Origin of the sequence: Candidatus Nitronereus thalassa, from assembly GCF_032191465.1 — a bacterium.
GTDB lineage: Bacteria > Nitrospirota > Nitrospiria > Nitrospirales > UBA8639 > Nitronereus > Nitronereus thalassa.
In genome coordinates this window covers 527,261-547,299 of sequence record NZ_JAQOUE010000002.1, presented here as the reverse complement: position 1 = coordinate 547,299, position 20,039 = coordinate 527,261, and the positions used below count along the sequence as shown (strand labels likewise).

17 protein-coding genes are annotated in these 20,039 nt (G+C 48.3%); 13 read left to right on the top strand and 4 right to left on the bottom strand.

The features are described from left to right. Positions 1-34 precede the first annotated feature (34 nt). Positions 35-256: a DUF2835 domain-containing protein gene (locus PPG34_RS17815; protein ID WP_313834799.1), complete on the top strand. Its 222-nt coding sequence runs from the start codon at positions 35-37 to the stop codon at positions 254-256. A gap of 69 nt (positions 257-325) precedes the next feature. After that, on the top strand, positions 326-751 hold the full coding sequence (locus tag PPG34_RS17810; RefSeq protein ID WP_313834798.1) for a YqaA family protein: 426 nt from the start codon (positions 326-328) through the stop codon (positions 749-751). 41 nt (positions 752-792) lie between these two features. On the opposite strand, the gene PPG34_RS17805 is transcribed toward PPG34_RS17810, so the two are convergent. Further along, positions 793-1,341: an NUDIX hydrolase gene (locus tag PPG34_RS17805; protein ID WP_313834797.1), complete on the bottom strand. Its 549-nt coding sequence runs from the start codon at positions 1,339-1,341 to the stop codon at positions 793-795. Positions 1,342-1,612: 271 nt separating this feature from the next. Here PPG34_RS17805 and PPG34_RS17800 point away from each other — a divergent pair, with 271 nt between their 5' ends. Both PPG34_RS17800 and PPG34_RS17795 read left to right on the top strand, forming a co-directional pair. Next, positions 1,613-2,731, top strand: a complete 1,119-nt coding sequence (locus PPG34_RS17800; RefSeq protein WP_313834796.1) for a DegT/DnrJ/EryC1/StrS family aminotransferase — start codon at positions 1,613-1,615, stop codon at positions 2,729-2,731. An 83-nt stretch (positions 2,732-2,814) separates the two neighbouring features. Further along, on the top strand, positions 2,815-3,405 hold the full coding sequence (locus tag PPG34_RS17795; protein WP_313834795.1) for a hypothetical protein: 591 nt from the start codon (positions 2,815-2,817) through the stop codon (positions 3,403-3,405). 41 nt (positions 3,406-3,446) lie between these two features. Here PPG34_RS17795 and queF read toward each other — a convergent pair whose 3' ends face one another. Then, positions 3,447-3,848 carry a preQ(1) synthase gene (gene queF / locus PPG34_RS17790; protein ID WP_313834794.1) on the bottom strand — a complete coding sequence of 134 codons (402 nt, stop codon included), beginning with the start codon at positions 3,846-3,848 and terminating at the stop codon, positions 3,447-3,449. Positions 3,849-4,150: 302 nt separating this feature from the next. On the opposite strand from queF, the gene PPG34_RS17785 reads away from it, so the two are divergent. From PPG34_RS17785 to PPG34_RS17760, 6 genes are all read left to right on the top strand, one after another. Beyond that, the gene (locus PPG34_RS17785) at positions 4,151-4,648 is read left to right on the top strand and encodes a thiamine pyrophosphate-binding protein (protein WP_313834793.1); all 498 of its coding nucleotides are present in this window, start codon (positions 4,151-4,153) and stop codon (positions 4,646-4,648) included. 216 nt (positions 4,649-4,864) lie between these two features. Next, positions 4,865-5,425 (top strand): thiamine pyrophosphate-dependent enzyme, encoded by a 561-nt coding sequence (locus PPG34_RS17780; protein WP_313834792.1) that lies wholly within the window; start codon positions 4,865-4,867, stop codon positions 5,423-5,425. A gap of 122 nt (positions 5,426-5,547) precedes the next feature. After that, positions 5,548-6,621 (top strand): pyridoxal-phosphate-dependent aminotransferase family protein, encoded by a 1,074-nt coding sequence (locus PPG34_RS17775; protein ID WP_313834791.1) that lies wholly within the window; start codon positions 5,548-5,550, stop codon positions 6,619-6,621. A 5-nt stretch (positions 6,622-6,626) separates the two neighbouring features. Continuing rightward, positions 6,627-7,373 carry a phosphocholine cytidylyltransferase family protein gene (locus PPG34_RS17770; RefSeq protein ID WP_313834790.1) on the top strand — a complete coding sequence of 249 codons (747 nt, stop codon included), beginning with the start codon at positions 6,627-6,629 and terminating at the stop codon, positions 7,371-7,373. Between the two features lie 40 nt (positions 7,374-7,413). Next, complete coding sequence (locus PPG34_RS17765; RefSeq protein WP_313834789.1) at positions 7,414-8,883, top strand: CDP-alcohol phosphatidyltransferase family protein; 1,470 nt, start codon at positions 7,414-7,416, stop codon at positions 8,881-8,883. A gap of 131 nt (positions 8,884-9,014) precedes the next feature. Further along, complete coding sequence (locus PPG34_RS17760; protein ID WP_313834788.1) at positions 9,015-10,007, top strand: flippase-like domain-containing protein; 993 nt, start codon at positions 9,015-9,017, stop codon at positions 10,005-10,007. 168 nt (positions 10,008-10,175) lie between these two features. Here the strand turns inward: PPG34_RS17760 and PPG34_RS17755 are convergent, their stop codons facing one another. Together PPG34_RS17755 and PPG34_RS17750 are read right to left on the bottom strand one after the other, a co-directional pair. Continuing rightward, a complete protein-coding gene (locus PPG34_RS17755) occupies positions 10,176-11,186 on the bottom strand; it encodes a polyprenyl synthetase family protein (RefSeq protein ID WP_313834787.1) in 1,011 nt (336 codons plus the stop codon). Positions 11,187-11,440: 254 nt separating this feature from the next. Continuing rightward, the gene (locus tag PPG34_RS17750) at positions 11,441-12,625 is read right to left on the bottom strand and encodes an acyltransferase family protein (protein WP_313834786.1); all 1,185 of its coding nucleotides are present in this window, start codon (positions 12,623-12,625) and stop codon (positions 11,441-11,443) included. 689 nt (positions 12,626-13,314) lie between these two features. Between PPG34_RS17750 and cysC the strand changes: the two genes are divergently transcribed. The 3 genes from cysC (at position 13,315) to PPG34_RS17735 (ending at position 19,984) form a co-directional block, all read left to right on the top strand. Then, positions 13,315-13,824, top strand: coding sequence for an adenylyl-sulfate kinase (cysC, locus tag PPG34_RS17745; protein WP_313834785.1), 510 nt, complete (start codon positions 13,315-13,317; stop codon positions 13,822-13,824). Positions 13,825-13,998: 174 nt separating this feature from the next. Further along, positions 13,999-18,555, top strand: a complete 4,557-nt coding sequence (gene gltB, locus PPG34_RS17740; protein WP_313834784.1) for a glutamate synthase large subunit — start codon at positions 13,999-14,001, stop codon at positions 18,553-18,555. Then, complete coding sequence (locus tag PPG34_RS17735; protein ID WP_313834783.1) at positions 18,548-19,984, top strand: glutamate synthase subunit beta; 1,437 nt, start codon at positions 18,548-18,550, stop codon at positions 19,982-19,984. Before gltB ends, PPG34_RS17735 begins: the two co-directional genes overlap by 8 nt. The last annotated feature ends 55 nt before the right edge of the window (positions 19,985-20,039 follow it).

The following is a 20,039-nucleotide window of genomic DNA, read 5'->3' as shown; positions in this document are numbered from 1 at the left end:
TCCCAATCACGGCCCTATCATGTGAAATGGCGGTATGCCGGAAATTCGAGTGAGCCTTTCTATTTCCTCTGATAAGTATCTGGCCTTTTATAAGGGCACGGCGGATACTGTGGTCACTCGAGCGATGGATGGCCGGAAAGTCAAATTTCCCGCGCGGGTGCTGCGCCAATTTCTGACCCACGATGGAATTGAGGGGGAATTTGCCATCCAATTCAATGAGAACAATAAATTTGTGGGAATAAAAAAACTTCGGTAACGGACTGTCACTACTTGTAATACATCCTGCCTTTCCCAGCCTTCAGTGTCATGAAAAAATTCTTGTGATATGTCTGCCGACGATCCCACTCTTTGGGCATTATTCCTGAGTGCCTTTCTCGCTTCAACGTTACTGCCCGGTGGTTCGGAAGTGGTGATTGGGACGTTGGCCTATCAAGGTCATCACGATCCTTGGGCACTGTTGGTTATTGCGACGGCGGGAAATACCCTGGGGGGAATGACTTCTTGGGGCATAGGGCGATTCGTGGATTGGTGGTTTCCTTCTCAGAATGTTCAACAGCCAAAATATCAACGTGCGATGGCATGGGTCAGACGCTGGGGGAGCCCGGTGCTTTTGTTATCCTGGGTTCCAATCGTAGGGGATCCGCTGTGTGTCGCCGCTGGGTGGTTGAGGATTCATTGGATGGCGACTGTACTTTGGATGAGTCTGGGTAAGGCGGCTCGGTATGGGGTGATTGTCTTGGCGGCATCCTAAATCGTCGCTTGTCGCTAGTAATTTTTACCAGCGACCAGCAACTAGCGACCTTTTTTTCCCCCTCTTTGAATGGTGCCGACATGGGTGGGAAACTGACCGGTGGCACGGTCCTGTGAATACAGTCTTAGGGTTTCCTCAATAACTGTAAAAGCCATTTCTGTCCAGGGAATTTGATCAAGATTAAACAGTTGGACCTCCAAGCTTTCTTCTCCTGCCCCAAATGTAGGGTCCTTCATTGTTCCACGAAATACGAGATACACCTGGCTGACGTGGGGAATGCTAAATACGGTATAAAGTCCGGTAAGGGTGACGTTGGCCTTGGCCTCTTCTTCTGTTTCTCGTAGGGCTGCCTGTTCGATGGTTTCGTCATTTTCCATGAACCCGGCAGGGAAAGTCCATAAGCCATAGCGCGGTTCAATGGCCCGTTTGCACAGTAAAATCTGGTCCTGCCATTCCGGGATGCAGCCGACGACGACTTTGGGGTTTTGGTAATGAACAGTCTGGCATTGCTGGCACACATGCCGGGGCAAGTTATCACCCGGAGGAATGGCAAACGTGGTGAAGGCTCCGCAAAGGCTACAGTATTTCATGGGATCCCAGGCTACTTAGCATGGATTTTCAAAAGGGTAAAGGGTGTGAGCGGGGTGGTTCGGGAATACTTCGATCTTTCGACGTCAATAGTTGGGAAAATAACTTGCTCCTTCTTAATAGGTGTGATTGAATATCCTGCCTCTTTTCGGAGGGCCGTTTCCCGTGCTGTATAAAACGGTTCTGATTGTCCCCCCAAAAAGAACACATATCCAAGAGCAGTTACGAGAAAAATTCGAATATTTACCCATCGTACCAGGAGAATGAATATCCGTGAAAGTTCCATTGTTAGATTTAAAAGCGCAGTTTAAAGAGATTCGCGCCGACGTGCTTTCGGCGATTGAAGGGGTTTGTGACGACCAAAGTTTTATTTTGGGGGAACGCGTCAGCACCTTTGAAAAACAGGTGGCGACCTTTTTAGGTTGCCGCTATGCGGTGGGGGTGGCTTCGGGAAGTGATGCACTCTTGCTGTCATTGATGACGCTGAATCTTCAGCCTGGTGATGAAGTGATCACGGTGCCCTTTACCTTCTTTTCCACGGCGGGTGTAGTTTCGCGATTAGGCGCCACTCCGGTTTTTGTGGACATTCAGGCTGACACCTTTAATCTGGACCCCGAGCAGATTGAGAAGAACATTACGTCTCGGACGAAGGCTATTATTCCCGTACATCTGTTTGGCCAATGCGCAGACATGGGCAAGATTCTTGAGGTGGCGAATCGACATGGCGTCAAGGTCATCGAGGATGCTTGCCAAGCCATTGGTGCGGAACAGCAAGGACAAAAAGCGGGCACCATGGGCTATACCGGGTGTTTCAGTTTCTTTCCGTCGAAAAATTTGGGGGGCGTTGGTGACGGCGGGTTGATCTCCACCAACGATGAAACCTTGAAAGATTTACTCTTGGCCTTGCGCGTGCATGGGAGTCGTTCCGATTATCACCATGATCACATTGGGATGAATAGCCGGCTTGATGCCCTGGAAGCAGCCGTGTTGCAGGTGAAGTTACCTCATCTCAATACATGGAATACCAAGCGTCAGCAAAATGCCGCGACCTATGATCGGTTATTTGCCGATGCCGGTTTGCTGAACCGGATTACGTTGCCTCATACCGTTCCTGGCAATGTGCATATCTTTAACCAATATACGATTCGCGCGCAGAATCGTGATCAATTAATGAGCTACTTACAAGAACATGGCATCGGACATAAAGTCTATTATCCAGTTCCTTTACATCTTCAAGAATGCTATCAACCCCTGGGGTATCAAAAGGGTGATTTGCCCGTTTCCGAACGAATGGCCACAGAAGTGCTGTCTCTACCCGTCTATCCTGAGTTGCCAGAATCGCAAATGGAATTAGTGGTGAGCACGATTAAAGACTTTTATGCCAATCACTAGCCATTCCCATTTTCCTTTTTTCTTCTAGATCCCATTGTGTATATAGATTCAGTGCAATTTTTTCATTTTGAAAAGGGCACTCGATGAAAGCACGATATCTTTATGCCCTTGGTTTGGGCATCTTGATCCCAATCCTATTCTCCTTTATTTTCTTGGAAATATTACCTGGAGATATATTTTCCAATCATGCTAGAAAACTTAGTGAAAAAGAAATCCAACTTGAGAAGGCAAAATCCGCAGAGGAAAGATTCTACATTTTGTGCGATGCGGCTAAATTAGCTTTTGCCGCTGAAGAATATGACAAAGCACGGTTGTATGCTTTGGAGCTAATAGGTCTAATGGGGGCTTTTGAGAACAATTGGAATTATTGGAATGCTGTCCACGATGGGAATATGGTTTTAGGTCGATTGGCTCTTTTAAATGGGGATTTGGTAAAGGCAAAAGAATATTTAATTAATGCAGGAAAAACACCAGGCTCTTCTAATCTTGATTCCTTTGGTCCCAATATGTCCTTGGCTAGAGATTTAATTAAAAAAGGTGAAACAAAAGTCGTACTCGAATATTTTGAGCTTTGCCGTCGGTTTTGGAAACTTGACTTCGGGAAACTTTCACGATGGACCTTTTACGTTAAGTTGGGAATTACTCCCGGATTTGGGGCCAACCTTCTATATTGATGGATCTTTTATTTATCCATTGATTAATTACCAGTAGGAAATTATTTCGGATACATCGCCTTGATGGTGCTACTCAAGCCTCCGCGTGCAGTAAACACTCCGGTGACGATAGCCCATTTGGGCTTGCAGGCTTTGACCAAGTCTTCAAGGATGCGGTTTACCGCATTCTCGTAAAAAATTCCAATGTTGCGGTAGGCGTGAATGTAGACTTTCAGCGATTTAAGTTCCACACAGGCTTTATTCGGCATGTAGTGAAGGGTGATGGTGCCAAAGTCTGGAAGTTGAGTCTTGGGACAGATGGCGGTGTATTCAGGAATTTCGATCGTAATCTCATAGCCGGAAAATTGATTGGGCCACGTCTCCAGTTCGGGCAACGAAGTTGTAATCCCGCATTTGGCGTGAAGGTCGGTATATCCGCCAGACGATGGTTTCTTCTTTTTCATGTGTTCTCCACTCCTTCTGTGTGAAACATTCCCCTGTAGGATTTCGAATTAAGGGTGGGAAGTGTACACCGAGTGGGTTGGGGCTGCAATCATCAGGATTCACGGTGGATTGGTCGCTTTTCCTGCTTTGTTGAGAACCAGAGAACCGGTTCGTTATAATTCACACCGTTGTGCAGCCGGTCAGCATGAATGCTGGCCATTTTTCATGTTCTGCCTTTAATTTTTTCACTTCCACACCATGGCATTCCTGTTATGACACCATATCTTTCTCTTGCCCTGCGATCATCGAGGCTTGTCCTGGCATGATTGAGAGCGATGAGGTAGTCAAGGCATTGGAAGATATTGGGTGTGATTTCTTTACGGGCGTTCCGGATACTCTTTTGGCGGGTGTCCTCGATGTGCTAGTTGAACGCCGTCTATTTACTCCCGCCGTGCGAGAAGATGAGGCTTTGGCCATGGCCGCAGGGGCGTTTCTCGGAGGAAAAATTCCGGTGGTGCTGATGGAAAATTCTGGATTGGCCACGGGCATGAATGTGCTGATGTCCTTGCACCTCATTTATACAATTCCCTGTGTGATGCTCATCTCTTGGCGTGGTTTTGAGGGGAATGATGCTTCTGAACATTTGGTTATGGGACAAACCATGCCGTCATTGTTGGATACGATTCGAATTCCGCATCGAACGCTCTCTGAAAAAACCATGAGGGATGATCTGCAGTGGACCGCGAAAACCTTCATGGAGCAAAGAATCCCCGTGGCGCTTTTGGTCAAGAAAGGAATCGTGAAAACGCTTCAACCCTAAAACAGAAAAATTCGAAACGCGAATATCGAAATCCGAAATGAATTCAAAGGACAAAATAAAGAGTCGGGTCTTCAGAAATTGTAAGGTCAGTTTAAAATATTCGGATTTAGAATTTAAGGCATATGTAAGATGGAAAAATCCCACAAACCCATGCGGGCGAATAATTAAGTAGTATTTAAGTATGTGGTGCCAACGATGAGACCCGAAGAAGGAGTAATGCAAAGTCGAGCCCAAGCTATGGCAGCCTTATTAGGGCTCGTCACGGAGCAGCCTCTTATTATTTGCAACGGGTTTCCTTCTCGTGAGGCGTGTAAACTTCGGGATCGTCTCCACAACTTTTATATGACGGGCTCGATGGGCATGACGGCATCCATTGGCTTGGGTCTCGCGCTAGCGCAGCCCGATAAACAAATCATAGTGTTCGATGGAGATGGAAACGTGCTGATGGGCATGAGCAGCCTGGCGACTATTGGCGCTTTAAAGCCAAAGAATTTTATTCATGTGGTTTTTGATAATGAAGTGTATGGGAGTGCGGGTAATCAACCTACCTATTCTCGAATGGTTCGACTGGACCAAATCGCGAAGGCCGCTGGGTATGTCAATATCGAGCGAGTCTGGGAACGTGAAGATATTCTCTATGAGTTTAAGGATATGTTGTCCCAAGAGGGCCCGAGTTTTTTGCTCATCAAAGTGAATGAACAGATTGAAGATGCCGACCGAGTGGCCCTTGCTCCGGCTGATATCACGAAACGATTTCGATCCGTGATGTGCCCGTGAAGCGTATGGCGTGAAGCATTATGGGTAGGAAAAAAATGTTTTTACGCATCACGGTGTACGCATCACGCATCCAGTTTTCCTGCTCGCCCAATCTTTGAACCAATGAGGAGTCACTGAATCTCATGATTTTGCTTAATCCAGGACCGGTCAATGTTTCAGAACGAGTGCGAAAGGCACTGACGTTTCCCGACATGTGCCATCGAGAACCCGAATGTGCGGAGCTCATTCAGAATATTCGACAAAAATTACTTAAAGCCTTTGTGCCAGGGGCCGAGTCAGAATATACCGCCATCATCTTAACCGGATCAGGTACTGCGGCAGTGGAGGCCGCGGTGCTTTCCTGTTTACCAGTTGGGAAGCGGGTCTTGACGGTTAATAATGGCGTGTATGGGCAACGTATTTCGGACATTGTCGCCAGCCAACGGTTGGGGGTGCCAGAGATTAAGTTAGAGTGGGATGAAGTGCCTGACCCCGAGAAAATCCGGACCGCGCTTAAACATCACCCCGAAGTCCAAACGTTAGCCCTCGTGCACCATGAGACGACCGTGGGCTTAATCAACCCCGTGAATGAGATCGCACAGATTGTCGATGACATGGGCCGCGTGTGCGTGGTGGATTCCGTCAGCGGTTTGGGAGGAGAGGCGCTCCAAGTCGCGGGCTCGCATATGTATGTTGTGGCGGGAACCGCAGGAAAATGTATCCAAGGATTCCCCGGCGTCTCGTTTGTGTTGATTCGGAGGGGATTTATTGAACGAGTCTCCAAATATCCTAAGCGCTCCATGTATCTGAACCTACCACGCTATTTTGAAGCGCAGGAACAAGGCACTGTGCCCTTTACGCCTGCTATTCAGGTCTATGCCGCGTTCAATGAGGCATTGAGTGAACTGTTGGAAGAGGGCGTGAAAAATCGGATCAAGCGTTATGCCACTTCTGCGGCGTTTCTTCGGGACCAACTGGCGGCCTTGGGGGTGAAGACCCTTCTGCCAGCTGAACGACAATCGAACTCTTTGACGTCGTTTTTCTTGCCAGATGGGCGTACCTATCAAGAGTTACATGACGGATTAAAGGAACGGGGGTATGTCATTTATGCTGGTCAAGGTTTGTTGAGTAATAAGATTTTCCGTGTGGCCAATATGGGAAATTTAACCCAAGCCGATTTCGAAGGGTTCGTCTCGGCCTTTAAGGAAATTATTTAATTCTTATGAACGCAGTAATTTTAGCGGCGGGGGTTGGACGACGTCTCCATGTCTTGACTCAGCATCATCCGAAATGTCTGCTTTCGATTGGTGGAAAAACCTTACTGATCCGATATCTTGACAGTTTAACAACCTTAGGTGTGTCTCGCATTACCATAGTGGTCGGGTATAAGCAGGAGTTGATTCGCAAGGCCGTGGCTGAATGGGAGGGCTCGGTTCCCGTCCATTTTTTAGTGAATGATGACTATGCGCGTGGGAGTATCGTGTCGTTGTGGGTCGCGCGGACGGCTCTGGACGATGACACGGTCATTATGGATGCGGATGTGTTATTCCATCCCACTATTCTAGAGCGGCTGGTCAAGTCTTGTTATCCCAATGCCTTGCTGATGGATGAATCCGTGGTCCAAGATCCCGAAACGCGTGAGGAGTGTATGGTGGTGGTTCAACAAGGCCGCGTGATCGCTCTCTCAAAGCAAATGCCAGATACGTATGATGACGCAGGTGAAAGTGTAGGATTTTTGAAGCTCAGTGGCAACGATGCTCCAAGTTTATTACAATCGGTTGAGAAACGGATCAGCCAAGGACTTCTGGATATGGAACATGAAGATGCACTGCGAGACTTTTTCCGTTCCACGACCGTCGGGGTAGAAAAAATTGGTGGCCTGCCGTGGATCGAAATAGACTTCCCTGAGGATGTGGCCCGTGCGCAAAATGACGTGTTGCCGAAGTTTTCTGAACATGGTAGGGAATAAAACCATGTCGATGCATAAATAATGTGGGAGATAATTCCGGATGGATGGCACGCTCAATAAACCTGAAGTGAGCACCGTGGATACGGCGATCCTTTTGGCGTCTTCCGGTGTGTTTGATCTCACATTGGCCACAGAGCGATCGCCTGTAAGCGCGCTGACCCGGATTGGCGGATTGACTCTTTTTCAGCGCACAGTGTTCACCCTACAACGAGCTGGGATTTCACAGATCTTGGCTTTGGTTGGTGAAGAAGAGCAGCATCTTCGGTCCCTTATCCATCAGGATGACCGAGTGCAAGCCGCGATTCGTTGGTTACCTGTAAGAGAATTTCCACCAGGGGATCCTCAGACATGGGAAACACTCGCGAATGAGATTAAAGGGTCTTGCCTGATTTTGGGATGTCATATGGTCTTTGCTCCTTCGCTTGTGGAATCCCTTCGCGAAGGGGTTAAGGATGGTCAGGTCTTAGTGGCTATAGGGCGCCCGGGCGATGAGGGATGGAAAGCCAATCCTGGTGTGGTAATGCGTGCTGATCCGCATACAAGCGGGATAACACATCGGGTAATATTTCAAGATCAAGAATCGACACCCCCCCCGGAATTCAATGAGGGGGAATGCCGGTTAGCTCCTACCACAGATTTAGTGGTGTTGCCCGCCCGGCTTCTTGGAATTTCCGGATCGTGGAAATCTCCTGCAGGTGGACCGATTCGTTTAGCACTGGAACAAGCTGCGGCCGAGGGAATTGTCAAAACTATCTCCACGACCGCTCAGGACTATCTTGATGCGCGTGGTCCCAAAGGACTGGAGCGAGCCGAGCAAATGTTGTTTCGCTCCTTGCAAACGGTTAAGGGCAGTTTGGATGGGTTGGTCGATCGGTATGTGAATCGAAAACTTTCCGGGGCGCTGACCCGGATGTTTATTAAACTCGGTATCTCGCCCAATGTGATCACTATTATCTCCATGCTCATTGGGTTGGCCGGAGCTGCATGTTTTGCTTTTGGTTCCTATGAATTAGGAATTATCGGGGCGCTGCTCTTTCAATTCTCGGTCATTGTGGATTGTTGTGACGGCGAGGTGGCAAGGCTGACATTTGCGGAGTCTGCTTTTGGACAAGAGTTGGATATTATTGCTGATAATGTGGTGCATATGGCCATTTTTGCAGGGATTGCCAGTGGTGCCTATTTTGAAGGTCCTTGGCAACATAGTCCCATGCCCCTGGTGTTGGGGGCGGTTGCGATTATCGCCAATGCGTTTTCGTTTATATTTGTGAATCGGGTTCGGCATCTGAAAGCCAATTCTACAGCCTGGCGGAAAATTAATCCCGCCCATAGAACGCGGCTAGAGTTTATTTTGGGGAACGTGGCGAATCGTGACTTTTCTGTGGTGGTCTTAATTTTTGCCTGCCTGGCATTTTTGCCGTGGTTTTTATGGTTGAGTGCGTTGGGCGGGGCATTTTTTAGTTTGATGATGGGGTGGACCCTTCGTCGAGCGCTTCTTCCTCAATCTTCCTAAATTTATCGCAACCTAAGCTTCTTCAGTGTAAAGTCTTATAAAGCGTGATCCGTAAAGTGTCAATCCAAGGATTTTCCTTACGCTTTGTTTGTCACGCATTACGCATCATGTCTTACCTCTGAGTTCTTTACATGATTCGACTCATCTTTCTTGCCATTGGCTTGGTCGCGCTCACCGCATTGGTGTGGCATGTCGGTCCTTCTCAGATTCTGCAAACGATCCAACAACTTGGGTTTGTTTCCATTGTCATTATTTTGCTTCCTCTCCTTGTGGTCTATGTTCTTGAAGCCTACGGATGGAAACTGACGTTGGGGCGTTGGGCAGATCGTGTGGGGTTTCTTCGATTGTTCTTTGTCCGAACAGCCGGAGAAGCCATCAATGCATCTACCCCCACCGGGATGGTGGGTGGAGAACCCATGAAGGCCTATTTGCTCAAGCAATATGATGTTCCAATGGTTGAGGGGCTGGCCTCGCTGGTCACGGCCAAGACCGCCATGGTGTTAGCGCAGATACTCTTTATGCTCTTGGGAATATGTTTAATGGTGGGGATCCTTGGTGGGTCTGATCATAACGTGTTGGCGGCGGCCGTTGGCCTGGGAATGTTAGCCTTTGGTCTTCTCATGTTGTTTATGATTCAACGCCACGGGATTGGCATGGGGCTTCTTACGATTCTTCGAAAAATCCGATTGCCCATGAAATTTTTGGAATCTCGGGAAGCCCAGCTGTTGGATTTGGATAACACGATCCGGGGGTTTTATCAGGAGCGCGCAGGAATTTTCAGAGTTACGGTCTTGGTTTATTTTGTCGCATGGGCTATTGAAACTTTTGAGGTCTATGCTATTTTATTTTTCCTGGGGGTGGATGTGACTCTGCTGGTCGCATTTTCCATTGCCGCTATTTCTGTGTTAATTAAAGGCGCTGGATTTTTTATCCCTGGCAGTCTCGGGGCCCAAGAAGGTGGGTACTTGGTGTTACTGTTGAGTTTTGGATTCGACGAGGTGACAGGTATTACCTTTGCCCTGATTCGTCGCATGCGAGAAATTCTTTGGATTATGGTTGGCCTACTAGTCCTTGCTATCTTAAAAGAGAAATCTCCCCTACCCTCCACCACCTTAACCTCGTAAAAATTCTTTTCGTGCCTTACTGGTTTCTTCTTTTTGGTTGGTTTGTTCCCACACGTTGCGGCAAATTAAGAGCTAAGTAGGGGAAAGGACGTGCGGCATGAGAAATGATGGGGAATGGGAAAAATCCAAGAAATCGAGTGCAAACCCGTCAGGGCTAGGAGAAGGCGGCTACCGATCGCGGTTGACCATGTAATCGGCGACTACAGTGAGGGCGCGTTTTGCTGAGGAATCTTCGAAGGGCGCGAGGTTGAGGAGTGCGGCGTCGATATATTCTTGAGATCGCCTCGTGGTGTATTCCAGCGATCCATATCGTGCCATCATGGTGGTAATCTTCAAAAGGTCTTTTTCTTCTATCGATTTGGATTCAATCTTTTGTACCAGGTCTTGGCGCTCTTCTACAGAGCAGGACCGCAAGAGATGTAAGAGGGGAAGCGTAATCATGCCTTGCATGAGATCTTGGCCTAGGGCTTTGCCTAAGTTGTCCCCATTGGCTGTATAATCCAGGAGGTCATCAGCCAATTGAAAGGCAATGCCTAAATACAATCCAAATTGATACAGACCTTTTTGTTGCGCAGGAGAAGTGCCACCGATGATGGCCCCGACTTTACAGGCCGAGGCCACTAGGGCTCCGGTTTTATATTCCACGATGCGTAAGTAGTCCGTTTCGGTCAACAATGGTTGACGGGTCGCACATAATTGCAGAATCTCACCCTCGGCCATTTTGCGGCAGGCAATGGCCATGACATCATTAACCTCATGATTTTGGAAGGCGGCGATCTGTTGCATCGCACGCGAATAAAGGTAATCTCCCACCAAAATACTTGCGTGATTGCCCCAAATGCGGCGTGCGGTCTGTTGCCCGCGGCGAAGATCTGCTTCGTCCAACACGTCGTCATGAAGTAACGTCGCGGTATGAATAAACTCGATCAGGCTGCCGAGTACCAAATCTTCTTTGGGATCATAGCCATTGAGGCGGGCACAAAGGCTGAGCAGTAGGGGACGAATACGTTTGCCACCGCTGGAGAGAATATGCGCGGCGATTTCATTGATCAGCGGGGCTTCGGAGTCAAGATTTTGGCGAATGTGCGCTTCGATCTCTTCAAGGTCGTTACGATAGGCCTCGAAGACATCTTCCATGGAAAGGGAAGTGGATACGACTTGAGGGGGCCCATTAGCCATCCGAGGATACTAGGTGAGGGTCTGGTGATTGTCAAGGTAATCGGGACGGCTCCTCATGGGATAGGTAGGTAAAAGAGCGGCCTCATGAGTGTCTTGGTTTAGCCTGGGGTAAAGTCCCAATTTCTTCACCTAAAGATTCCAACCCACCGTTTTTGAACTTCAGAATTTAATAGGGGCTTTCCTGTGAAAAAATGCACCTGGAATATTGGGAAAAGTATGATTCCTCAAATAGTCAATTCACAATGATCTAGTACTTAGTGGTAGGCAGGTAACTCCCTTGATGAAAGAATTTGTTCTGGTGTTTTTTCAGGAAAGTATTTGTTGGCTATAGCCTTTCCTTTGTATCTAAGGGGCAATTCAAAGAATCGATAGTTTAGTTCTGCGAGAAAGGCGGTGAATAAAATGGCAAAAATCACAAAGAATGCTATAGCAAAATCACCTTGCAGGTGAACTGGGTTTTGTGGGTTTCCCCGATGGAAAATTTCTCTTGATGCAGCAAAGGCTGGAATATGGATGAGATAGAGCCCATATGAACGTGATCCAATCCAAAGCAGTACCGACTTTAGCCAGTGTGTCTTCACAAAATAGTTCTGGTTAAACGAAGCTGCCAAAACGGCTGCCCCACTCACCAAGGCTGCCGGTCCAAAACTATAACCTGGGGGTAGCAATTTTATTTGGGAATTTAAAAGAATGAGAGAACCAATAATGATCCAACTAAAAAGGACACGAGGGAAGGCATGTTGAAGGAATTTGGGATTCCAATGGTTATAGGTTGGGTGTGATTGCCAAATTGCGATTAACACCCCCAAAAATAACGCCTCACTCCGCATGACTCCCAACGCAAAGTATCCATGGTGTAGAAAAGGTTGAATAGACACAATTAGGAGTAAAAGGGGAATTAACTTCCGACGAAAAAAGAATACAAGAAGGGGTAGGATAAAATAAAACTGTTCTTCCAGCGAAAGGCTCCAATAAGGCGAGAGCACATTTTTGTATTCTGGTTGTCCCCAGACCGTGCGCGCGTAGAAATTTGAAACTTTCAACAATGCTGCCGCGGCCATCCGAAGGTTCGCTTCCAGGGAAAAAAAAGCTCCCGACTCATTAAATCCGAGACACAGGAGTAAGGGAAGAACAATCCAAAGTAGGGATGAGGGAGTCAGGCGCCAAATGCGGCGGATCCAAAAGGCCTTTACGGCCTGAAAAAACTCTTGAGTAGACTGGGTGTTTCTAAGTGTCGGGAGCAGACTTTTGGCAATGACGAACCCTGATATAGCGAAAAATAGGTCGACCCCGAATGCACCGCCAAAATAATAATAAAAATCTTTTAGGAAAGGAGATGACCAATAAATTAGGTATACTTGAAAATGGGCGATAGTAACCAGCAGGATTGCCCAGGCACGAAGAATTTGAATGTCATCAATAGATTGTTCTTTGGGCATGTAATTTGTACTCTTGAGGGAGCCAATGAAGGGAAATTGCCTAATCAATTTCGGTTACCCAACAAATTCAACTTTTGGTTTAGGTGCCTTTGATCAGCTGGAAATCTTTTCCCGTAGATTCTTCGTACGATAATCAAATGCGATAGGCTTGGGATTTTTTACCTCAAGATTTGAAAAATATTGCAACGCGACAAACTTTCAATTCATGTGACTTGGGGTGGAGATTCAGCGCTCGTATGGTGATTTTTATGCGTTTCGCAGGGTGTTTAATGGTGACTTGATAGTATTCTATCGGCCAAATCTTCCAAGAAATTCAGTGAGTTATCATTTGATTTACGAATGGGCTTTCCGTTATTTTCCAAGGTTTTGATTTATTGGATTAGAATCCCGGCTTACCATTTAATTTGGTTGACTGGAAAATGGCCAGGAAGACAAAAGTTTTCTAAAACTTATTTTTACAGAAGTGCATGATTTCTAAAGGTAATTTTACTTTTTTATTTCAAGGAGCCATGGCTATTTTCTGAGGTTCTCCCTGTTCAACAGTTTTTGATTTTTTCGATTTCCTTACTCTCACATCCCAAAGTGCTATTTGGGATTTGTAAGGAGTTGGGCAATGGGGAAATAAAAAAAGGCCATTGGCATTATGGTGAAATGCAAGGTCAAATCTTGACCCCCTTATGGGGGCAGGCATGAGCGGGGGATCTATTATCTGGTTTACAGGGCTACCCTGTTCGGGAAAGAGTACCTTGGCCCACCTCCTTCATGACAGTTTGAACGGCCAGGGTGTGCCCTCTGAAATTTTTGATGGGGATATTGTTCGTCAACGGCTCACCAAGGGTCTAGGATTTTCCAAGGAAGATCGTATTGAAAATGTCCAGCGAATCGCCTTTGTGGCCAATCTTCTGGCTCGTCATGGGGTAATGGCAATTGTTGCGGCGATCTCGCCATATCAGGAAGCACGGGACCAAATCAGAAAAGAGTTCCAAACCTATATCGAAATTTTTGTGGACTGCCCTTTAGAGGTGTGCCAGGCTTGTGATGTTAAGGGCATGTATCAAAAGGCTCGAGATGGGCACATTCAGCATTTTACTGGAGTGTCAGATCCCTACGAGATCCCTACGAGCCCAGATTTGGTTTTGAAAACTGCACATGAAACCCAATCGGAGAGTTTGTCTCGGATTCTTAAATTGGTTACCTAAAAAGGACCGATTCCTTGACACTCTTTGAAGCCTTCGAGTAGATTTCAGGGGTACAATTTTTCCCACCATTTCCTTTTTCTTTGAATGAGTTAAGGGAGGGTTATCCCTCCTAATGTGTATGGAATGAGATGTTGGCTTAGTGCTGGCTGATCAGATCATTTGGTGCAAAGGACAATGACAAACCTATCCAATTTTTATGGCATGCCCCCGAAGCAGGGTCTTTACGATCCGCGAAATGAAAAGGATGGGTGTGGCATCGGCTTTGTGGCCAATATTAAGGGCAACAAGTCTCATGAAATTATTCAGCAAGGGCTTCAGGTTCTAAAAAATCTTCATCATCGAGGAGCGCAAGGGTGTGATCCTTGTACTGGGGATGGTGCGGGGATTCTCATGCAGATCTCCCATGAATTTTTTCGGCGAGCGACGAAGGACATTGGGCTGACGATTCCCGAGGCCGGTGGCTATGGAGTTGGCATAGTGTTCCTCCCGCAGGATGAGCCGTTGCGGCGTCAATGCGAGGGCCTGTTCGAAAGAATTATTGCCGAGGAAGGCGTGCGGTTTTTAGGCTGGCGGGATGTGCCGGTAAAGCTGGAGCATGTGGGAGATCAAGCTAAGCAGACCCTTCCATATATTCGGCAGTTCTTTATTGCCCGAGATATTTTGAATGACGCTCAATTTGAGCGAAAGCTCTACGTGGTGCGGAAACGAATTGCGCGCGCCATTCGGGAGTCTGCTTTGGTGGAACGTGGGAGAGTGTACATCTGCAGTTTGTCCGCGAATACAATTGTATTTAAGGGGATGCTGCTTCCTGAACAATTGGGACACTTTTATGCTGACTTAGAAGATACGAGCATGGTGTCGGCCCTCGCTTTGGTGCATTCGCGATTTAGCACAAATACCTTCCCAACCTGGACCCTTGCGCATCCGTATCGCTATACCGTTCACAATGGCGAGATCAATACGCTTCGTGGAAACGTCAATTGGATGCGAGCCCGACAGGGACGATTGCAGTCGGACTTGTTTGGAAAAGATCTCGAAAAACTCTATCCCATTGTCTACGAGAACCAAAGCGACTCTGCATGCCTAGATAACGCCGTCGAGTTTTTGGTCATGGCGGGCCGCTCGTTACCGCATGCCATGATGATGCTGATTCCAGAGCCTTGGGTGGGAAATCCTCACATGAGCTTGGATCGTCGAGGGTTCTATGAATACCATGCCTCTATGATGGAACCTTGGGATGGACCGGCCGCCGTGGCGTTTACGGATGGCAAACTTATTGGTGCGACACTCGATCGGAATGGATTGCGGCCTTGCCGGTACCAGGTGACAACTGATGACTTGGTCGTGCTAGCCTCCGAAGCGGGAGTCCTTCCTACGGAAGCGAAAAACATTCGTGAGAAGGGTCGACTTCAACCAGGCCGGATGTTTTTGGTGGATACCGTACAGGGTCGCATAATTGATGACGAAGAAATTAAAGCCGATATCGCTGGGCGGAAACCCTACCGGTCTTGGCTGACTCAACATCGGGTATCATTAGACGAATTGCCCGAACCGTTGAGTGTGCCGCAGCCCGATCATCAAACACTTCGCCAACGTCAGCAGGCCTTCGGTGTGACCATTGAAGAGTTGAAAATGGTGCTTTCGCCGATGGGAATTAATGGCGAGGAGCCGACTTCCTCGATGGGGACCGATACTCCCTTGGCGGTCCTTTCGAATCGGCCCCAACTGTTGCCGAAATATTTCAAGCAACTCTTTGCCCAAGTCACTAATCCACCAATCGATCCTATTCGGGAACAACTCGTGATGTCGTTGGTGACCAACATAGGGCCCAAACCCAATCTCATTGCCGAGACGCCGGAAGCCTGCCGCCGTATTAAGGTCCGACAGCCGATTTTGACGAATTCCGATTTGCAAAAACTGCGGGAATTCGAAGATCCCCATTTTGTGAGTCAAACCTTGCCAATGTTATTTCGGGTGGCGGAAGGCCCCGAAGGCCTTGGTGCTGCTGTGGATCAGTTATGTCGTGATGCCTCGAAAGCGATAAAAGACGGATATAAATTTTTAATTTTAAGCGATAGGGGCATTAATCAAGATTGGGCGCCCATTCCAAGTCTTTTGGCGATTTCCGCGGTTCATCATCATTTGGTGCGTGAAGCGACTCGAACGGAAGTTGGATTAATTTTGGAAACGGGTGAGGCGCGCGATGTGCATCATTTTGCCTGTTTAATTGGGTATGGTGCTGGGGTGGTCAATCCTTACCTCGTATTTGAAACCTATGTGGATTTGGAACGCGAGGGTTATTTGCCGGAAGGGGTGGATGCCGATACCGCTTCGGAAAAATTTGTGAAAGCAATTAATAAAGGATTGCTCAAGATTTTTTCAAAAATGGGTATTTCCACCGTGCAGTCCTATTGTGGCGCTCAAATTTTTGAAGCTGTGGGATTGAGCCAAGAGTTGGTGAGTCGGTATTTCACCGGAACGCCTTCCCGGGTAGAAGGCATCGGGATGCGGGAAATTGGCGAAGAAACCTTGCGGCGACATGCCGTTGCATACGAACCCGAGGCGATTCGTCAACTCGATTTTGGCAGCGAGATCCACTACCGGATTCAAGGGGAGCATCATAACTGGAATCCCGATACGATCTTTAAGTTGCAGCATGCCACCAAGACCAACGATCCGAAGACGTTTAAGGAATTCTCCGATCTCGTGAATGATGAGAGCAAACGGCGTTCGAATCTTCGGGGCTTGTTTGAGTTCAAGTTTGCACCAGAACCGGTTCCGCTCGAAGAAGTCGAACCCGTCACTGAGATTGTCAAACGGTTTACCACGGGGGCCATGTCCTATGGCGCGATTTCTAAGGAGTCGCATGAGACTCTCGCCATTGCGATGAACCGCATAGGAGGAAAAAGTAATACGGGTGAAGGCGGCGAAGATTCTGAGCGGTTTGCACCATTGCTTAACGGAGATTCAAAAAATTCATACATTAAGCAAGTGGCGTCGGGTCGATTTGGGGTCACGGCGAATTATTTGGTGAATGCCAGAGAGTTGCAAATTAAAATGGCTCAGGGCGCCAAGCCTGGTGAAGGTGGACAGCTCCCGGGACATAAGGTCGACGAAACGATTGCGCGGATGCGGTTTTCCACGCCAGGTGTCGGGTTGATCTCCCCACCTCCGCATCATGATATTTATTCTATCGAAGATTTGGCGCAATTGATTTTCGATCTAAAAAATTCTAATCCCCAGGCTGATGTGTCGGTGAAGTTGGTCTCTGAAATTGGGGTGGGTACGGTGGCGGCTGGAGTATCCAAGGCTCATGCGGACAAAGTTTTAATCAGTGGGGATTCCGGAGGCACCGGGGCCTCGCCATTGTCATCCATTAAATATGCCGGGATCCCATGGGAACTCGGGTTGGCGGAAACGCATCAAACTCTTGTCCTCAATGATTTGCGCAGCCGGATCCGCGTGGAGACGGATGGGCAAATGAAAACCGGTCGTGATGTGGCCATCGCGGCACTGTTAGGCGCTGAAGAATTTGGATTTTCTACCGCTCCGCTTATTGTGGAAGGGTGCATCATGATGCGGAAGTGTCACTTGAACACCTGCCCTGTCGGTGTGGCCACCCAAGATCCAGAATTACGGAAACGGTTTACGGGACAACCTGAACACGTGGTGAACTTCTTCTTTTTTGTGGCTGAGGAAGTGCGTCAGTTGATGTCACAGCTCGGGTTCAGAAAATTCAGCGACATGATTGGGCGGGTAGATAAGCTCAGAGTGCAGAAAGCGATGGATCATTGGAAAGCGAAAGGGTTAGATTTGTCGCCCTTACTGTGGAAGCCTGAAGTTGGGCCTCAGGTCAAAACCCATTGCGTGGATCGACAAGACCATGGGTTAGATAAAGTCCTGGATAATAAACTTGTAGAACTTTGTCAGCCGGCCATCGAGCATGGGGAAAGAGTCGTCCTGGATCTGCCTATTCGTAATACCGATCGGACCACAGGGACGATTTTGTCCAGTCGTATTGCGGGAAAATACGGAGAAGAGGGACTTCCCCACGATACAATTACGATTAACTTTACAGGTTCTGCAGGGCAGTCGTTTGGTGCGTTTGTGTCACGTGGCATTACCTTGAATCTGGAAGGAGAGTCGAACGATTACCTTGGGAAAGGTTTGTCTGGTGGCAAGATCATTGTTACTCCACCTAAGGGTTGCACGTTTCCTCCGGAAGATACCATTTTGATCGGCAACACTTCCTTGTATGGTGCCACCAAAGGGGAATGTTATATCTATGGCACAGCCGGAGAACGTTTTGCCGTGAGAAATAGCGGTGTGCGCGCGGTCATTGAAGGCACGGGAGACCATTGTTGTGAATATATGACCGGCGGGATCGTGGTTGTGCTTGGGAAGACCGGTCGAAATTTTGCCGCAGGGATGTCCGGCGGTGAAGCCTTTATTCTGAACGAAGATGGAAAATTTGAGACGCGGTGTAATCTTGGCATGGTGGAATTGGAAAAAGTGGCCAATCCCGAAGATATCACCACTTTGAAAACCTTAATCGAATCTCATGCCAGCTATACAGGAAGCCGAAAAGCGACCATGATTCTTGATTCTTGGCCCAGCATGGCTTCAAAATTTGTGAAAGTCATGCCTTTGGATTACAAGCGGGTGCTGGCGGAGCGTAAAGCAGCGGCGAAAAAGGGCGGTCGAGAGAAACTGCGGGTGGCCCGTGGGTGATCCTCGAGGGTTTCTTAAGTTTGCTCGTGAGGGGCCGAAGCGCCGCCCTGTTGAACTCCGAGTCTTGGATTGGAAGGAAGTTTACGATCCGTTTCCCGAAGATAAACTGCGGAATCAGGGCAGTCGATGTATGGACTGTGGGGTACCGTTTTGTCAGGGCTCGAACGGGTGCCCCGTCATCAATCTGATTCCTGAATGGAATGATCTCGTGCATCGTGGCCGGTGGAAGGATGCCTTAAAGGCGCTTCACTCCACCAATAATTTCCCAGAGTTTACCGGGAGACTCTGTCCTGCTCCCTGCGAATCAGCCTGCGTTTTGGGTATTAACGCGGAGCCTGTCTCGATTCGCGTGGTCGAATGGAACATTATCGATCGTGGGTTTGATGAAGGCTGGATTGAACCAGTTCTTCCCATCGCGAACACGGGCAAACAGGTAGCCGTGGTGGGGTCGGGGCCTGCAGGATTAGCAGCGGCGCAGCAATTAACCCGAGCTGGCCATACGGTCACGGTGTATGAAAAGGCAGATAGAATAGGAGGGCTGCTTCGTTACGGGATTCCTGACTTCAAAATGGAAAAATGGGTGCTGGATCGCCGGTTGGACCAAATGGTGGCTGAAGGCGTGAAGTTCGAAACGAATGTCAATGTCGGAGTCGATCTGACGAGTGAGGCGTTGGCTCAAAAATTTGATGCCGTGTGCCTTACACTTGGCGCGGAACATGCGCGTGATTTGCCAGTCCCTGGTCGTGAGCTAGAAGGCATTCACTTCGCAATGGAATATCTCACCCAACAGAATAAAGTCAATGCTGGCGATCGTTTGCAGGTAGATCAAATAACTGCGAAAGATAAACGCGTGGTGATTATTGGTGGCGGGGATACGGGCTCGGATTGTTTGGGCACGGCCCATCGTCAAGGATGCAAGGAAGTGCATCAATTTGAATTGTTGCCGCAGCCTCCACCCGAGCGGGCAGAGTCCACCCCTTGGCCCCTATGGCCCATGCAGCTTCGTACCTCTCATGCCCACGAGGAGGGGTGTGATCGGCGGTGGAGTGTTTCAACTACCAAGTTTACCGGTGAACAGGGGCATGTGACGAAACTGCACGGGCATCAAGTGTCTTTTGAGAACGGAAAGTTCTCGACCGTTCATGGTACGGAATTCGATATGGATGTGGATTTGGTCTTGCTGGCGATGGGCTTCACCGGGCCAGTGCACAATGGCCTTCTCGATAATCTTGGGGTGGAGTATGGCCCACGGGGCAACGTTTCGGTGGATGAAAACTTCATGACCAATAAAGAGGGCATCTTCGCCGCAGGCGATACGAAACGTGGCGCCTCGCTCATTGTCTGGGCCATTGCCGAAGGTCGCAAAGCCGCTTCTGGAGTGGATGCTTATCTTAAGGCTGGCAAAAGCCTGACGAATTCTCGTTCTTAAATTCTCCCCCCAGATAAGAAAAATGAATAACTCCTCCGCCGAAGCCTACCATGCA

Excerpts from the sequence above, each read along its gene's own strand:
- PPG34_RS17750 (WP_313834786.1), bottom strand. The coding sequence starts at position 12,625 with ATGCCCAAAGAACAATCTATTGATGACATTCAAATTCTTCGTGCCTGG.
- PPG34_RS17810 (WP_313834798.1), top strand. The coding sequence starts at position 326 with ATGTCTGCCGACGATCCCACTCTTTGGGCATTATTCCTGAGTGCCTTT.
- PPG34_RS17770 (WP_313834790.1), top strand. The coding sequence starts at position 6,627 with ATGAACGCAGTAATTTTAGCGGCGGGGGTTGGACGACGTCTCCATGTC.
- PPG34_RS17755 (WP_313834787.1), bottom strand. The coding sequence starts at position 11,186 with ATGGCTAATGGGCCCCCTCAAGTCGTATCCACTTCCCTTTCCATGGAA.
- PPG34_RS17785 (WP_313834793.1), top strand. The coding sequence starts at position 4,151 with ATGATTGAGAGCGATGAGGTAGTCAAGGCATTGGAAGATATTGGGTGT.
- PPG34_RS17805 (WP_313834797.1), bottom strand. The coding sequence starts at position 1,341 with ATGAAATACTGTAGCCTTTGCGGAGCCTTCACCACGTTTGCCATTCCT.
- queF (WP_313834794.1), bottom strand. The coding sequence starts at position 3,848 with ATGAAAAAGAAGAAACCATCGTCTGGCGGATATACCGACCTTCACGCC.
- PPG34_RS17795 (WP_313834795.1), top strand. The coding sequence starts at position 2,815 with ATGAAAGCACGATATCTTTATGCCCTTGGTTTGGGCATCTTGATCCCA.
- PPG34_RS17760 (WP_313834788.1), top strand. The coding sequence starts at position 9,015 with ATGATTCGACTCATCTTTCTTGCCATTGGCTTGGTCGCGCTCACCGCA.
- PPG34_RS17815 (WP_313834799.1), top strand. The coding sequence starts at position 35 with ATGCCGGAAATTCGAGTGAGCCTTTCTATTTCCTCTGATAAGTATCTG.
- PPG34_RS17775 (WP_313834791.1), top strand. The coding sequence starts at position 5,548 with ATGATTTTGCTTAATCCAGGACCGGTCAATGTTTCAGAACGAGTGCGA.
- gltB (WP_313834784.1), top strand. The coding sequence starts at position 13,999 with ATGACAAACCTATCCAATTTTTATGGCATGCCCCCGAAGCAGGGTCTT.
- PPG34_RS17765 (WP_313834789.1), top strand. The coding sequence starts at position 7,414 with ATGGATGGCACGCTCAATAAACCTGAAGTGAGCACCGTGGATACGGCG.
- PPG34_RS17780 (WP_313834792.1), top strand. The coding sequence starts at position 4,865 with ATGCAAAGTCGAGCCCAAGCTATGGCAGCCTTATTAGGGCTCGTCACG.
- cysC (WP_313834785.1), top strand. The coding sequence starts at position 13,315 with ATGAGCGGGGGATCTATTATCTGGTTTACAGGGCTACCCTGTTCGGGA.